This is a genomic window from Eggerthella lenta DSM 2243, from assembly GCF_000024265.1.
Taxonomy (GTDB): Bacteria; Actinomycetota; Coriobacteriia; order Coriobacteriales; family Eggerthellaceae; genus Eggerthella; species Eggerthella lenta.
On record NC_013204.1, the window covers coordinates 3308346 to 3324116 of the forward strand.

At 69.0% G+C, this 15771-nt stretch carries 11 protein-coding genes and 1 pseudogene; 1 reads left to right on the forward strand and 11 read right to left on the reverse strand.

Features of this window, described 5'->3' with window-relative positions:
- Nucleotides 1–80 precede the first annotated feature (80 nt).
- The 6 genes and pseudogenes from ELEN_RS14290 to tsaE form a co-directional block, all read right to left on the reverse strand.
- On the reverse strand, nucleotides 81–773 hold the full coding sequence (locus ELEN_RS14290; protein WP_015761432.1) for a hypothetical protein: 693 nt from the start codon (nucleotides 771–773) through the stop codon (nucleotides 81–83).
- Nucleotides 770–4126, reverse strand: a complete 3357-nt coding sequence (locus tag ELEN_RS14295; RefSeq protein WP_015761433.1) for a leucine-rich repeat domain-containing protein — start codon at nucleotides 4124–4126, stop codon at nucleotides 770–772. The genes ELEN_RS14290 and ELEN_RS14295 overlap by 4 nt, the downstream gene beginning before the upstream one ends.
- Nucleotides 4119–5102 carry an EAL domain-containing protein gene (locus ELEN_RS14300; protein ID WP_306425619.1) on the reverse strand — a complete coding sequence of 328 codons (984 nt, stop codon included), beginning with the start codon at nucleotides 5100–5102 and terminating at the stop codon, nucleotides 4119–4121. The genes ELEN_RS14295 and ELEN_RS14300 overlap by 8 nt, the downstream gene beginning before the upstream one ends.
- A gap of 51 nt (nucleotides 5103–5153) precedes the next feature.
- Nucleotides 5154–5420, reverse strand: a pseudogene (locus ELEN_RS16620) (diguanylate cyclase domain-containing protein); the annotation flags it as partial.
- A gap of 438 nt (nucleotides 5421–5858) precedes the next feature.
- Nucleotides 5859–8534, reverse strand: coding sequence for a tRNA (adenosine(37)-N6)-threonylcarbamoyltransferase complex transferase subunit TsaD (gene tsaD, locus ELEN_RS14310; protein ID WP_009305212.1), 2676 nt, complete (start codon nucleotides 8532–8534; stop codon nucleotides 5859–5861).
- On the reverse strand, nucleotides 8531–9025 hold the full coding sequence (gene tsaE, locus ELEN_RS14315) for a tRNA (adenosine(37)-N6)-threonylcarbamoyltransferase complex ATPase subunit type 1 TsaE (protein WP_009305213.1): 495 nt from the start codon (nucleotides 9023–9025) through the stop codon (nucleotides 8531–8533). Before tsaE ends, tsaD begins: the two co-directional genes overlap by 4 nt.
- Nucleotides 9026–9201: 176 nt before the next feature.
- On the opposite strand from tsaE, the gene ELEN_RS14320 reads away from it, so the two are divergent.
- On the forward strand, nucleotides 9202–10278 hold the full coding sequence (locus ELEN_RS14320) for a M24 family metallopeptidase (RefSeq protein WP_009305214.1): 1077 nt from the start codon (nucleotides 9202–9204) through the stop codon (nucleotides 10276–10278).
- 392 nt (nucleotides 10279–10670) lie between these two features.
- Here the strand turns inward: ELEN_RS14320 and ELEN_RS14325 are convergent, their stop codons facing one another.
- From ELEN_RS14325 to ELEN_RS14345, 5 genes are read right to left on the reverse strand one after another with little or no spacing between them, the layout of a single operon-like run.
- Complete coding sequence (locus tag ELEN_RS14325) at nucleotides 10671–11192, reverse strand: 4Fe-4S dicluster domain-containing protein (RefSeq protein WP_009305215.1); 522 nt, start codon at nucleotides 11190–11192, stop codon at nucleotides 10671–10673.
- Complete coding sequence (locus ELEN_RS14330) at nucleotides 11192–11818, reverse strand: 4Fe-4S dicluster domain-containing protein (protein ID WP_009305216.1); 627 nt, start codon at nucleotides 11816–11818, stop codon at nucleotides 11192–11194. The genes ELEN_RS14325 and ELEN_RS14330 overlap by 1 nt, the downstream gene beginning before the upstream one ends.
- Nucleotides 11815–14241 carry a formate dehydrogenase subunit alpha gene (gene fdhF, locus ELEN_RS14335; RefSeq protein WP_009305217.1) on the reverse strand — a complete coding sequence of 809 codons (2427 nt, stop codon included), beginning with the start codon at nucleotides 14239–14241 and terminating at the stop codon, nucleotides 11815–11817. The genes ELEN_RS14330 and fdhF overlap by 4 nt, the downstream gene beginning before the upstream one ends.
- 4 nt (nucleotides 14242–14245) lie before the next feature.
- A complete protein-coding gene (locus ELEN_RS14340; RefSeq protein WP_015761434.1) occupies nucleotides 14246–14887 on the reverse strand; it encodes a 4Fe-4S dicluster domain-containing protein in 642 nt (213 codons plus the stop codon).
- 3 nt (nucleotides 14888–14890) lie between these two features.
- Entirely contained in the window at nucleotides 14891–15760 is an 870-nt protein-coding gene (locus tag ELEN_RS14345; RefSeq protein WP_009609033.1) for a bifunctional 5,10-methylenetetrahydrofolate dehydrogenase/5,10-methenyltetrahydrofolate cyclohydrolase, read from the reverse strand.
- Between the last annotated feature and the right edge of the window lie 11 nt (nucleotides 15761–15771).

Consider the following 15771-nt stretch of genomic DNA (forward strand, 5'->3'; position numbering starts at 1 on the left):
TTGCTTCCGGGGTCGGCCTTCGGCCGGCCCTTCCTTCTATGTCCACGCGCTCTCGCGCGAGAAGGACCTCAAGCGGGCGCTCAGCGCCCGTCGTCGTCCGCCGGGCCCGCCCCCTCGGCCCGGCCCGGCGGCCCCTCAAGGGGCGGGGTTCCAGAGCCGTCGGCCGCCTCCGGACCGGACGGGCCGGCGGCTGCCGGGACCGGGGCGTTCGCGCGTCGGGCGAGGGCGACCGCCGCCAGGGCGGACAGCGTCGCCAGGGCGAGTGCGAGCGGCGCGGCCCAGGGCAGCGCGTCGCCCGTGCGCGTCAGGCCGCCGACCCAGGCGGCCGGCCCGCCCGCGGCCGGGGGCGCCCCGCCGGCGAACGCGGCCTCCACCCCGCCCGCCGCCTCCTCGGCCGAGAGCGAGAGCGAGCCGTCCGCAGCCGGGGAGGCATCGCGGCCGCCGACGCGCAAGGACGCGAGATAGGCCCCCTCGTCGGGCACGGCCCGCAGCGAGAGCTCGCCGCCCTCGGGGGCCTCGGCGAGGACGGTCCCGCCGCGCACGGAGAGCGCGACGGAGCCGGACGCGTCGACGAGTTCCAACCGCCCGGGGCCGGCTGCCGACAAGGGGACGGCTAGGGAGCGCGGAGCGTACTCGACGAGCGCGGTGCCCGAGCGCCCCTCGGCATGGGCGCGCGGCGCACCCGGCGCCGCCGGAGCGGCGAGGGCGAGGGCGAGCACGGCGAGGGCGAGGACGGCCGCGCGGGCCGGCCGCAGCGGGCGCGGGGCGATCACGGCGCCACCTCCCTGGTCGTCGCGGACACGATGTCGACCCGGAACTCCATGGTCCCGGAGTAGCGGGCGTTGGCGAGGAACGAGCCTACCGGGTCGACGCTCCTCAGGGAGAACGACCCGCTGCCGGCGATCGGATCGTACGGGTCGATCACCATGAGCGGCGCGGGCGCGGAGCCATCCCCGGGGTTGTAGACCGCGCCCGAGGCGTCGAGCACCTCGAAGCCCCGAGCCTCTCCGCCGCCGGGGAGCGAGAGCGACAGCAGCGGCGCGCCCGCGGAGGGCCTCGTCACCGACACCCGGTAGGTCTTGCCGGCCGGCCAGGTCGCGCCCGGCAGCTCGGGGGCGGCGGCCACGACCACGCTGTGGTCGCCCGCCGGGGCGGCGGGGTCCGAGGGCTCGGACCAGACCCTGTCGCCGTAGGGCTCCAGGGACAGGGAGCTCGGAATGGAGAGGAAGCCCAGGAGGGCCGGGTCGTCCGCGCCGTAGTCGACCGCCTTCCACTGCGCGAACAGCGTCAGCGCGCCGCCGTCGGCGGGGGCCGGGTCGGGCGTGGAGATCGGAGTGCCGGCGGCGAAGTAGTTGGAGCCCTGCTTGCGGTCGTCGACGGCGAGGTCCGGCGAGGTCGTCCAGCCGTCGAACTCGTAGCCGCCCATCGTGAACGCGTTCCCGGGCAGGTCGGCGGGCGCGCCGTAGGACAGGCTCCCGACGGGGTCCATCGTCCCCGACACGTAGGCGGTGTTGCGGACGATCTTGTCCGGATCGGCCGGGTCGGGCATGCCAAGGCGCCCGTCCTTCGCCACCATGGCGTCCCAGCCGTCGTCGAAGGACACGGAGTAGGAGTTCGCGATCCAGCGGTTCGAGTACGAGGGGTTCTCTCCCGCGTTGACGACGACGTCCTTGGGGACGACGGGCGCCTTGTCCCCGCTGCTCTTCCTCCATCCGGACTTCCTTGCCGCGTCGTAGGCCTGGGGGTCGGTGTGGTAGCCGGGCCTGTCGAGGCCGTAGTTCGGCGCGCCGTGCAGGATCTCTTGGGGCGAGGAGCCGGAGGGCACCCACTGGAGGTGGGAGTCCCTGCGGTCGGAGTAGCCCTCGTCGTTGTAGAAAAGGAACTCGCAGGGGACGCCCTCCTCCACCTTGCCGAGGATCATGCTGCCGGCGGACACGGGGGTCGAGCTCCCCTGGCGGTATACGTTCATGCCGTAGGAGAACCGCGTGCCCGAGGCTCTGAGCGAATCATCCTTGAACGTCGCCCTCCCGCTGGTCTGCCAGTCGGTGTTGCTCGGATCCTCCGTGGAGCCGTCCACGAGCTTGAGGGCGACCGAGATCAGGTGAGAGACGGGGATGCCGTAGCCGGACTCGAGCACGTCGAGGAGCACGTCGCCCACCGTATCGCTGGTGCCCTCGTACACCGCCGTGCCCTTGGGGAGCGTCTGGTCGGCCAGCACGTTCGCGCCGACGCCCGTGTCAAGCGCCGCGTTGTTCGGCAGCTCCAGGTAGGGGATGTGGTTGCCCGCGAAAGCTTTCTCGCCCACGGAGCGCAGCGTGGAGGGCAGCCTCACGTCCGAGATGTTCGCGTTCTCGAAGGCGCTCGCGCCGATCGTCTGGACCCGGTACTTGTCGAGGGGCAGGTAGCCCATGGGTTGGCCGGTCTGCGGATCCGGCAACGCGCCGAGGTTCGTGCCCTTGAAGGCGCGCGCGCCGATCTTGACGTTGAGGATCACCCCGCCGGCGCTGACCGCCTCGGGCATCTTGATGATCGAGAGCGCGACGCAATTCTCGAACGCGCCAGCGCCGAGCGTGACGGTCGCCGACGGCACCCCGCTGTAGGAGCCCTCCCCCATCATGACCGATTTCAGCGACGTGCAGCCCTTGAAGGCGTTCTCCCCAATCGCGGGATCGCTCGCGGAGCCGTCCGCCAAGGGGGCCTGCCCGAAGTCGACGCCCCCGAGGGAGATGCAATCCTGGAAGGCGCCGGCCCTGACGCGCGTGAACTTGCTGTTCGCAGGGATGACGACCTCCTTCAAGCCCGCCAGGCCCTTGAACGCATCGCCGGGAATGAACCCCCAGAACTTCGAGATGGTCACCTTCGTCACGCCCGGGTTGCCCGAGATCACGCCCCTCGCGGGGGCTGGGACGTTCTCGTTTTCGAAGGAGAACTCACCCGTCAGACTGTTGTCCGCGAACGCGTAGTCGGCCATGCCGAACCTCACCCCCTGGGTGAGGGGGTTGGTCTTTATCTTGTTATTCTGGAAGCAGCTGCTGCCCAAGACGATCTTGTCGACCGTCGTGTTCAGGAAAGAAACCTTCGTGATCAGATTGTTCTGGAACGCCGAAGCTCCCACCGAGTCCAGGGTCACCGGGAACGTGAGCGCGCCGCCGATCATGTTGCCTTTGAACGCGGCGACGCCGACCGTGGCGAGCTTCGTGTTCTCGAGGCCGAGAAGGGAGGTGAGCTTCGGGGCCAGGCTGACGTCATCCCTCGTGCCGCCGGCGAACGCGCTCTCGTTCACCCCTTTGAGGGATGACGGCAGCGCGAGCTCGCCCGCGAGCTTCTTGCAGTTGTAAAACGCCTTCGAGCCCACGGTCTCGAAGGCGGGGGGAAGGACAAGGCTCGTGATCTCCCCGCAGCTGACGAAGGCATTCGAGCCGATCGTGGTGAGGCTCGTGCACTTGGACAGGTCGATGACGCCCTTCGGTCCTCGCTGCTCGTATTCGTTCTGCATCTGGAAGGCGCTCGTCGATATGGTCTGCAGGTTGGTCGCCTGGGAGAAGTCGATGTTGCACTTCAGGTTCGAGTACGTGTTCTGGATCGAGCTCCCGCGGGCGATCTCGACGACCTTCTTGCCCGCGGGGCTGGTCGCCGGCACGTGTACCGTGTCGGTCGGCTGAACGGAGCCGGAAAAGCCGGTTATCTTGCAGGTGGCAGCGTCGATGTCGGTGAACGTCCACGAAAAGTTCAACGGATCGTCGTTCGCGCGCGGGTCGGCGCCGAGGGGACCGTCGAGCTGCGGCGCGGGGGCGCCCACGAGGGGGCCGTCCGCCTCGGAGCGCTGCGCGGCATCCTCCTGGACGGCGTCGGACGCGCCGGGGCCGAGCACGTCGGGCCGGCCGGCGTCGGGGCCGGGCACGTCGGGCCGGCCGGCGTCGGGACCGGGGCCGGCTTCGGGATCGGGCGCGGCCGGGGCGGCGGACTCCGGGGCCCGCGCGGCCGGAACCGGGGAGGCGTCGGCCTCCCCGGCGGGCGCGGGGGCCGGCCACAGGGCGACGGCCACGAGCGCGGCGCACGCGACGCGGACGACGGCCCGCGCCGCGCGGCCCCTGGACATGCTTCGTTTACGCTGCGTTCTATCCATTTCCACACTCCTGCGGGTCATGTCGGTTCGGCGCGCCCCCGCTCGAGGCAGAGGGCGCGCTCAGCCCCCCCCCCCCGTCGCGAAGGAGGCCCTCGAAGGCTTCGGCGTCGAGCGGGGGCGAGCACAGGTAGCCTTGGAGCAGGTCGGCGCCCGCCTCCTCCAGGAACCGCGCCTGCGAGGTGTCTTCGACGCCCTCGGCCACCACGACCATCCCCAGCTCGTGGACGAGCCGCACCGCGGCGCCCACGACGACCGCGCCGCACCCCGGGTCCGCGCGGAGGAGCGACGCGTCGAGCTTGACGACGTCCACCGGCGCGCCCTCGAGGGCGGACAGCGACGTGGAGGCGGTGCCGAAGTCGTCGACGGCCACGGAGAACCCCGCCGCCTGCAGGCGCATGAGCGCACAGCGCAGCTGGTCGGGATCGAGCCTCCAGGCCTCCTCGGACACTTCGAGGTGCAGCAGGCAGGCCGGAAGCCTCCGCTCGCGCAGCAGCACCTCGAGGCGCCGCGCGAGGAGGGGGTCGAGAAGCGTCGAGCGCGCCAGGTTCGCCGACACGGGAACCACGGGGAGATCGGCGTCTATCCAGGCGCGCAGGCGGTCGAGGGCGAGCGAGACGATGTGGAGGTCGTGGGCGGGGGCCAGGCCGGCCTCCTCCAGGAGCGGCACGTAGGCGCCCGGGCCGGGCGCGCCGGGTTCGCCCCAGCGCGAAAGCGCCTCGGCGCCGGCGAGGCGCCCCGAGGGGCACTCGAAGACGGGCTGGAAGGCGGGGCGCAGGCCGCCCGAGGCCATGGCGGCGCCGAGGCCCTCGAGGGCGTCCTGGTAGAGCAGGGCCTCCTCCAGCATGGCCGGGCTGAAGCGGCGCACGCGCGGGCCGCGCCGCTCGGACTTGGCCGCGCGCAGGGCGAGCAGGGCGCGCTCGAGCGCGTCGGCGGGGCCGGGAGCGGAGGACCCCGGGCCGGCCTCGCAGGTGCCCATGCGCACGGCACAGCGCGCCCCGGCGGGGCCGCGCGAGAGCGCCTCGGCGAGGGCCGCCTCCTCGAGCAGGGAGCGGGGGGCGAGGACGGCGAAGCGGTCGGCGCCCACCCGGCCCGCCACCGAGCGCGGGGGCAGGGCCTGCGCGAGACTCGCGCCGAGGTAGGACAGGAGCTCGTCGCCGGCCTCGCGGCCGTGGCGGGCGTTGTAGGCCGCGAAGCGCTCGACGTCGGCGCAGACGAGGACGTAACGGGTGCGGGGGTGAGCGATCAGAAGAGCCTCGGCATGCGCGAGGAAGCCCGGGCGCGCCTCGAGGCCGGTGAGGGCGTCTCGCGCGCAGGGGGAGGCGGCCGGGGCCGCCGGGGCGGCGGACGCTAGGCGCGGGCGAGGCTCAGAGGAAGCCTCCCCCCCCCCCCCGCGAGGCGGGACGCTACGCGATCAAGGCGCTCAGTGAGCCCCCCCCCCCCCGTCAAGGGGGCGCGAGGAGCCGTACGCCCGTGCGCTGCCGCCAGTGTCTCAGCCATCGCCGCGCCTCCTTCCGCATCTCGTCAAATGATACCGTGGCGGTCAATTATGAGGGATGCGCGCATAGCCGTCAACCCCCGGATCGCGGAGCGCGGGGTTTCCCCTTGGGAGGGGGGCAGGGGTGCCGTCGGGGGCTCATCACTGGCGTCGCGCAATATCCTTCGCCTCCGCGCCTGACGGCGCCGCGCTCATAGAATGACAGGGCCGCGCCCGTTCGGAAAAAAGATTGGGGGCTCAGTACGGCTCGTCGAGGTTGGCGTGGGCTTGGGCGTCGGCTTCCAGGGTGAAGAACTTGCCCTGGTTGTGGCGGTCGAGGGCCACCAGCGCGATCATGCCGGCGTTGTCGCCGCAAGCGCTCAAGGGCGGCAGGGTGAGGCGCACGTGCAGACGCTCGCACAGCTGCTCGTACGCGTCGCGTAGCGCGGGGTTCGCAGCCACGCCGCCGCCGAGGCAGAACGTGCGCGCGCCCGTCTGCTCGAGCGCCATTTCGGCCTTCTTCACCTGCACGTCCACCACCGCCTGCTGGAAACTGGCGCAGATGTTCGGCACGTTCAGCTCGCGGCCGGCGGCGCGTTCGTTGTTGATATAGGTGACCACCGCGGTTTTCAGACCCGACAACGAGAAGCGCAGGTCGCCCGAGTGCATCATGGCACGCGGGAACGGGATGGCGTTCGGGTCGCCCTTGGCCGCCTCGCGCGAGATGACGGGACCGCCCGGATAGCCCAGGCCCAGCGCCTTCGCCACCTTGTCGAACGCCTCGCCCACCGCGTCGTCGATGGTAGCGCCCAGCGTTTCGTAGTCGCCCCAGCCCTTCATATGCACGAGCAGCGTGTTGCCGCCCGACACGAGCGACACCACCGCGGGCGGCTGGAAATCGGGCGCGCCGATCTTGTTCGCGTACAGGTGGCCTTCCAGATGGTTCACGCCGATGAACGGCTTGCCGGCCGCCCACGCGGCGCCCTTCGCGAACGCAACGCCCACCACGAGCGCACCCACGAGCCCCGGCGCGTACGTCACGGCAATGGAATCCAGATCGCGCCAGGTCAGACGTTCGATGCCCAGCGCGGAAGCAGCCACGTCGAAGCACTCGTCGCACACGCCGCAGATAGCCTCGATGTGCTTGCGGCTAGCGATCTCGGGCACCACGCCGCCGAAGCGCGCATGGAAGTCGATCTGCGAGGCCACGACGTCGGCGATAAGCGTGCCGTTGCCGTCGACGATGGCGGCCGCCGTCTCGTCGCAGGACGATTCGATGGCGAGGATGAGGGGGCGGCGTTCGGATGTTTCGCGTGAAACATCCGTTTGCACTTCGTCACGGAGGGAGCGGGCATCGTCGCTGGCAGCGCCCACCACCAGCTCCATGCCGGCCACATCGTGCCTGGCCAACGGCAGAGGGCCCTCCATGATGACGGCGTCCTCGCCGTCGGAGTAGTAACGCGGGCGCACACCCAGCGAACGGAAGCCGAGCGCGGCGTACAACTCCTGCGCACCGACATTCCCCGCCCGCACCTCGAGCGAGCAACGGGACGCGCCCAGGTCGCGCGCATCGGCCGCCACGTGCGCCAACAGCTCGCGCGCGATGCCGCGTCGCCGCATGGCCGGGTCGACGCCCACCTTGAGGATCTGCACCTGCCCGTCGACGATCCACCCGCCGGCGTAACCCGCAAGCGCTTCCCCTTCGTAAGCTGCCCACCACACGCGGTCGGCGCGGGGGAGTTCGTCGGCCACGAGCGCTTCGCTCCAAGCGTCTGATCCCATGACTAGGGACTCCAACGTCGCGACAGCGCCTGCATGGGCGGCATCGAGCGGCTTGTACGTGATGCCATGCTCGTCGGGCTGTGCGTTCAGGATGGCGGTATCGTGCATGGTCGCGCGCTGGTCGGCCCGCTTCGCCACGTCCTGCACGCCGGTCGCAAGGTTCTTCGGATCGTTCTTCGCCAGGCGGATGCGCTCGTTCTCCTCCGCATCCGATAGGCGCGTGTACACCGGCAGCGCGAACGCAGGGTCATGGCGACGCGCATCGAGCGGGTCGGCCTCGCCCGCCCGCCACGCCGCCTGCAGCGCCAGCAACAGCCCGCGACCCGTCGGCATCCACAACTCGGCAGGCAGCGCCGCCCCGCAGCCCTCAAATAACTCCCCATATTTCTTCAGCGCATCGCCGCAAAGAAGACGTGCGGAAACCTGCGGCCACGCGTCCCCCTCGGCAGGGTCGGCGTCTGCGATGGCGCCCACCAAGCGAGTCTCCCCTTCGGGGACTTGCTCCGCTTCGCTCCGCGGCGCCGCGCCCGTCGAGCCGAAACGTCCTGCGGACGTTTCGTGCGAGCCAGGACTGTCCGAGCGACTGGGCACCGTCGCAGACGCCGACCCGGACAGGTCGCCCTCAGCAGCAAGTTCCCGCGCGGCGTCTTCGGCCTTCACCACGCGGTCGGCCTCCAACCGCTCGATGCCCGTATCGTTCAGCAGATAGCGCACCGGGTACACTTCCTTGCGCATGGCGTCGGCCACCACGGACAGCGGCCCGCGCTCGCCCGCCGCCCACGCGTTCCACGCCACCGCATCAAGCGACGATACGCCAACCAGCGGCACCTCGAGTGCTGACGCGATGCCCTTCGCCGTAGCCATCGCGATGCGCACGCCCGTGAACGATCCCGGGCCGCGGCCCACCGCCACGCACGCGATGTCCTCGCGTGCCACGCCGTGTTCGGCCAACGCTGCGTCGATGCGGGGCAGCAGCTGGGTGTTCGACGCGCGTCGAGCCTCGGCTTCCACGGAAGCCGTCAACTCGATCATACGCGACGACGCATGCAGCACGCCCAACCCGATAGCGATGATTTCGTTGGCAGTATCGAAGGCGAGCACGTACCGTGCCCGCTCGGACGCCCCTTCGGGACGCAAATTCATGTCGCTCACGCAGTTCCTCCCGCGCACTTCATCAGCCGCGATTTCGAATCCTTCGCCCACACGAACAGCAACCGACGTGCACGGTCGCCGTAAGCGTGGGTCCGCACGGAGCGGTTGCCCTCGTCGTCCACCCTGATGGATATCTCCAGATAACCGTACGGAAGCGCCTCAGGGAACTTCTCACCCCACTCGACGAACGACGCGCCGTCGCCGTCGATGGTCTCGTAATAGCCGATGTCCTCGAGCTCGTCCGCCTCTTCGAGTCGGTACAGATCGAAGTGGTACAACGGCAGCGAGCCGGCAGGGTACGTCAGCAAGATGTTGAACGTGGGGCTGGTCACCTGGTCGCGCACGCCGAGCCCTGCCGCCACGCCCTGCACGAACTGCGTCTTGCCCGCACCTAGATCGCCCGACAGCACGATGACGTCGCCCGCCTGCAAGTAGGGCGCAAGCGTGGCCGCCAGCTGTTTCGTCGCCTCGGACGAGGTGGTTTTGCGCATGTATGTAAGTCCGTTTGCCATGCTTCGTATCATACGCTAAACGCGCCTGCGCGAACCAGCCCTCCCGAATATCCCCGCATTCGAGGGAAGATGCGCCGCGCGTAGCGCTCGATGAGCTATCATCGCAGCAAACAAACCCGTCCGACCTTGTCGGCGACAACGTAAGGAGCCACGCCATGTACGAACAGCGCATCAAAACCGTGAGGCGCAACCTCGCGAACCGAGGTCTCGAGCAGATGCTCGTATGCGATCCCCGTTCCATCCACTATCTCACCGGAGCGTTCATCGAGCCGGGCGAGCGCTTCCTCGGGCTGATCGTCGGATCGGACGCTCGACCCACCCTCGTGCTGAATGCGCTGTTCGCCGCGCCGGCCGACGCCGCCTGCACCGTGCGCTCGTTCACCGACACCGACGATCCGCTGGCCATCGTCGAAGGGCTGTGCGATGCCGACAAGCCGCTGGGCTGCGACAAGAACCTGCCTGCCCGCTTCCTGCTGCCGCTCATGGAGCGCGGCGCGGCGAGCGGCTTCGTGCTGGCCTCTGATGCGGTAGACGACGCGCGCGCCATCAAGGACGATACCGAGCGCGAGCTTATGCGCGCCGCCAGCGCCGCGAACGATGCCGCCATGGACCGTTTCCGCCGGCTCGTGCACGAGGGCGTCACCGAGGCCGACGTGGCCGGCCAGCTGGAGGCGATCTACCGCGAACTGGGCGCGCAGGGCCACTCGTTCACCCCCATCGTCAGCTTCGGCGCGAACGCGGCCGATCCGCACCACGAGCCCGACGACACGCCGCTGGCCAGCGGTGACGTGGTCCTGTTCGACGTGGGTTGCCGCAAGGGCGAGTACTGCTCCGACATGACGCGCACCTTCGTGTTCGGCGAGCCCAGCGAAAAACTGCGCGAGGTGCACGACACCGTGCGGCGCGCGAACGAGGCGGCGCGCAAGCTGGTAGCTCCCGGCGTGCGCTTCTGCGACATCGACGCCGCAGCTCGCTCAATCATCGAAGAGGCGGGCTACGGCTCCTACTTCACGCATCGCCTGGGACACCAGATCGGCCTCGACGTGCACGAGCCCGGCGACGTGTCGGCCGCGCACGACGCGCCGGTGCAAGCGGGCATGGTGTTCTCCATCGAGCCGGGCATCTACCTGCCCGGCGAGTTCGGCGTGCGCATCGAGGACCTCGTGCTGGTCACCGAAGACGGCTGCGAAGTGCTCAACAGCTACCCCCGCGAGCTGGTTTCGATCGGCTAGCGCAAAGAAGTCACCGGGGTGGTTTCTCCAACGCGAATGCGGGCGTTTCGCATGAAACGCCCGCGAGTTGCTTGCCGGTTGCAGGTTAATATTAGCCGAAAAGTCATGGACAAAACGGGGCACTTTTCAGTATTCTCTGCCTAGGATGAAGCCAACGAAAGCTTTCTCACCTGGCATTTCTTCGAATTGTCTTGACCAAGCACTCCGATTCGCTGCTGAAAACTACCGAAAAGCGGCATGTTTTGTCCATGATGATTTTCATCATATATATGAATGGCGAAGCTTGCAGCTCCTTTGACGCCGAGCGCCGGCTAACAGGGCTACGCTCAGATGCAGGGAATGAAGGCACCCACACCGCGTCAGAGGCTGGGTGCTTGCGTTGATTTGGGAGGTTATCCGCGCTTCATGCCGCTTCTCCTGGCGGCGGCTTTCGCATCGTGCAGGCGCTTGCAGTCGGGGCAGATGGACGTGAGCGCGCGAGCGCGAGCGGCATCGGCGTGCTCCTCCTGCTCGAGCAGCTCGTTCGCGAACGCCACCTCCTTGTTCGTTGCGTAGTAACGGCCGCACGACTCGCACTCGGCCAACGCGAACAGGCAGCGCTTGGGCGGCTCCGGGTCGTCGGCGAACTCCGCGCCCTCGATGAGGCCCATCGCGCCGGTGGGGCACACGGGCACGCAGCGACCGCACTGCGTGCAATCGTACAGGTCGAGCGTCCACACCAGCAGGCCTTCGTCCTCGTCGATGAAGATGCGGATAGCGCCCGCATCGCATGCCACCGCGCAGGCTGCGCAAGCGATGCAGCGCTCGAAGTCGTGGCGAGGCTTTCCTTTGACCGGCTCGTGGACGCGGCGCGCCGACGAAGCGGGCCGTCCCGCCGAGATGGCGTTCGGCACGCGCGGCTTGATCGTCCCCATCAGGCATCCCCTTCCCTGTCGAACAACGCATCGACCCGAACGGCCAGGTCAGCTCCCAAAGCGCCGCGCATGGCGATGTCGGTCATCTCGATGGCCTCGATGCGTCGCGTGCGACCCAAAGCCTCCAGCATGCCCTCGTCCACCAGCGCGAGCGCCTTCGTAGGGCAGGCCTCCACGCAACGCGGGCCGTTCGGCGACTTCGCGCACAGGTCGCACATCACCACCGACGTGTAGGCGCCCGTCTCCTTCTGGCGCAGCAACCCGGCCGAGCGCGCCGACGAAGCGCGGCTGTACGGCGCCGCCTTGACGTGCGCGGTCGAGGGCGCCGACGGGTACACCGCCCCGAACGGGCACACGAGCGCGCACAGCAAACACCCTGTGCAGCGGCTTTCGTCCACGTGCAGGCGATCGCGCTCCTGTACGATGGCGCCCTCGGGGCACACCGTCATGCAAGGCGCGCCTTCGCACTGATGGCACGTCACGGCGGCCGACACCGTGCGCGTCTTCACGAGCGAGATGCGCGAGGCGGGCCGCAGGGCGCGGCGGCGATGGCTTTCCGTGCAGGTGACGCGGCAGGCGCTGCAGCCGATGCACCGCGACGGGTCGGATACGACGAAGCGGTTCATACGAGCGTCTCTTCCTCGCCGTTCGCGTACAGCGCGCGGCCCGCCACCTCGGCCTCGTGCGGCGCGAACGCGCGGGGCGGCTCGGCGGCGGCAACCGATGGGACGCCTGCTGCCCCCGAAACTCCTCCTGCTAACGCCGCGCGGGATCCTTCGACTCCGGCGGCTTCGCCGCCTTCGGTCGCTCCGCCCGGAACGGCGGGAACGACATCGGCCACTTCGCTCGAAGCGGCCGAAATCTCGGTCTCGGGCTGCGGGTTTTGCCGGTCGGCCTCGGCTGCCAGCTGCGCCTTCAGCTCGGCGTAGCGCTCCACAAGGTACGTTTCGGCCCACGCCTGATCGGGAATGGCCTCCACCTGGCAGGCGCTGTACTTGTCTTCGGGCGTGCCCGATTCGCCGTCGGTGGCGTGCAGGGTCAGCTCGTTGCACTTGCCGATCCACCACTGGTAGGTCATGTACACGGCGCCGTCGTTGATGCGCTCGTCCACCGCCGCGCGCGCCAGCACCTTGCCACGGCGCGACGCGACCCACACGAGCTGCTCCTCGTCGATACCGCGCGCGTCGGCGTCGACCGGGCTGATGCTCACGTAGCCCGGCTCGTCGGCCAGCGCTGCCAGCGCTTTGCAGTTGCCGGTCATCGAACGGCACGAGTAGTGACCCACCTCGCGCACCGTGCACAGCACGAGCGGATAGCGCTCGTCGGGCTGCTCGGTGGGCGGACGCCACGCAGCCGCCTCGAGGCGACCCTTTCCGTCGGGCGTGGTGAAGATGCCGCCCGCGAACAGCTCGGCCGTGCCGTGGTTGTCGGGATCGTCCGCGGCCTCGGCGAAGATGGGCCACTGAGCGTAGCCCGTGCCGGCCATCTTCTCGTACGTCGCACCGGCGAACTGGGGGCACAGGCTGCGCACTTCGTCCCAGATTTCCTGGGTGTCGCGGTAGTGCATTGGATAGCCCATGCGCGTGGACAGGTCGGCGAAAATCTGCCAGTCGTGGCGGCACTCGCCCTTCGGCGGCAGCGCGGCGGTGGTGCGCTGGAACGAGCGGTCCGACGCGGTGTACACGGCGTCGTGCTCGGCCCACGACGTGGCGGGCAGCACCACGTCGGCCAGCGCCGTGGTCTGGGTCATGAAGATGTCCTGGCTGATCAGCAGGTCGAGGCCTTCCAGCGTGGCGCGCATCTGCGCCGTGTCGGGCTCGGTTTGCAGCGGGTCTTCACCGAAGTTGTAGAACGCGCGGATCGTGCCCTCGGCCACGCCGTGCGGCAGGTCGGTGAGTTTGAAACCCTCCTTGAGCGACAGGCGTTCCTCGTCGACACCCCAGGCCGCTGCGAACTTCGCGCGCACCGCAGGGTCGCTCACGCGCTGGTAGCCGGGATACAGGCTGGGCCACATGCCCATGTCGCAGCTGCCTTGCACGTTGTTCTGGCCGCGCACCGGCGCAAGCCCGCTCGCATGCGTGCCGATATGCCCGGTGATCATGGCCAACGCCGCGATGGCGCGCACGGTCTGCACGCCTTGCGCCTGCTGTGTCACGCCCATCCCCCAGCCGATGACAGCCGTATCGGCGTTGGCGTAGCGGCGCGCCGCCTGGCGGATGGTTTCGGACGGAAGACCCGTGACCTCTTCCACATCCTCGGGCGCGTAGTCCTGCACGACCTCCCACCAGACATCGAAGCCCGTCGTGTGCTCGTCGATGAAATCCCAGTCGGCAAGCTCCTCGTCGATGATCGCATACGCGAACGCGTTCAGCAACGCCAGGTTCGACCCGTTCTTCAGCGGCAGGTACATATCCGCGATGCGTGCCGACTCGATGACGCGCGGATCGCACACGATGAGATCGGCCCCGCGCTCCTTCGCGTTCACGATGCGGCGCGCCACTATTGGATGGCTGGCCGCCGGGTTGTAGCCGAACAGCAAGATGCAGTCCGTCTCCTCCAACGTGGGGATGCTCACGCTCATGGCACCCGATCCGACGACTTCCATGAGCCCGATGACGCTGGCCGCATGACAGGTGCGCGCGCAGTTGTCGATGTTGTTCGTGCCCAGACAGGCTCGCGTGAACTTCTGCATCACGTAGTTGGCCTCGTTACCCGCGCCGCGCGACGAACCGGTGAGCATCACGGATTCCGCACCATGCTCCTCAATTATGGCGCGGAGCCGCTCGGCCGTGAAATCGAGCGCCTCGTCCCAGGTGACGCGCTCGAGCGGCGCGCCTTTCGTGCGGCGGATCATAGGATGGTAGATGCGCGGCGTGAGGATTTTCGTGTCGTTGACGAAATCGTAGCCGTACATGCCCTTCAGGCACAGCTCGCCTTCATTCGTGATACCGGGAAGGCCTTCCGCATCGATGACCTGGCCGTTTTCCACCACGAGGTTCATCTTGCAACCGGCGCCGCAGTACGGGCACACCGCCATATGCTTTTCCATGAGCCTACTCCCCCTCGTCCAGAGCCGCGTTGAGCTTCATGCTGGCGAACGACGCGGACGCTCGCGCCGCCGCCTTGCGCTTGTTCTGCCGCGCGCGCTCCATGAACTGCGCATCGATGAGCCGCAGCGCCTTGGTGGGACACGCCGCCGCGCACGCCGGGCCGCCGGCGCGATCGAGGCACAGGTCGCACTTCACCACGGTCGATTTCGTGCGCTTGCGCTTCTTCGCGCGAGCCCGCGCGCGGGCGCCCTTGTCATCCTGAGCGGAAGCCGCCGCAGCCTCGGTGCCGGACGCGGCTTCCGGTTCGGGCGGCAGCTTTTCGGTTACGATTTCCACCGCGCCGTACGGGCAGGCCAGCACGCAGTTGCGACAGCCGATGCACTTGTCCGGATGCACGCCCACATGCTCGTCGTCGGTGAACAGGCACCCCGTGGGGCACGCGTCCACGCACGGGGCCTCGGCGCAATGGTGGCAGCCGACAGGCGCCGAGATGGTGCGCGTAGTGACCAGCGTAAGACGCGGAACGGCCACGTCGTTCGGCACATCGTGGCGATGAAAACACGCAGCCATGCACGTCTTACAGCCGATGCAGGTAGCAGGATCGGCAATGACGAACTTGCGGCCCATCGGGGAAGAGGCTCGCACCGTCTAGCGCCTCCCGGTGCGCGCGGCCAGCGCCGCTTCGGCAGCGGCCACCGTATGCGCCATCGTCACCGACGTGGTGACCGTGCCGATACCGCCCGGCACCGGCGTGATAGCCGCCACAACCGGCTCGACCTCGGCGAAGTCCACGTCGCCACACAGGTTTCCCTGCGTGTCGAAGTTGATGCCCACGTCAAGTACCGTCTGACCCGGGCCGAAGAACTGTGCGCCGAACGTCCGAGCGCGACCGGTGGCGCAGATGACCACGTCGGCCGAACGCATGATGTCGGCTAGGTTCTCGGTCTTGCTGTGACAGATGGTCACGCTAGCGTTGCGGCGCAGCAGCATCATGGACACGGGCTTGCCCACGACGAGGCTGCGTCCCACCACCACGACGTGCTTGCCCTGGAGCGGCACCTGGTAATGATCGAGCAGCTGAATGCACGCGGCCGCCGTCGCGGGCGGGTAGCCCGCGTGGCCATCGGTGAACACCGAGGCCAGCGATGCCAGCGTGATGCCGTCGATATCCTTCTTCGGATCGAGCAGCTCGCACATGTGCGACTCGTCCACGAACGACGGCAGCGGCCGGAACAACAGGCAGCCGTGCACGTTTTCGTCGCGGTTCACCTCGTGGATGGCCGCCTCGATGGCCGCTTGGGGGGCGAACTCGTCCAACTCGTACGGCCTGATGGCGATGCCGAGCGATTCGGCACGTTTACGGGCCGTGCGTTCGTAGGACAGGTCGTCGGGACGCTGGCCTACGCGCACGAGCGCGAGCGCGGGCACGACCTTCGCGCGGCCGAGCGCCTCGATGCGCGCGCGTAGATCGAGCGCCATGCTGTCGACAACGGGCTTCCCCTTCAGTAGCTCAGCCATGTCTGCCTTTC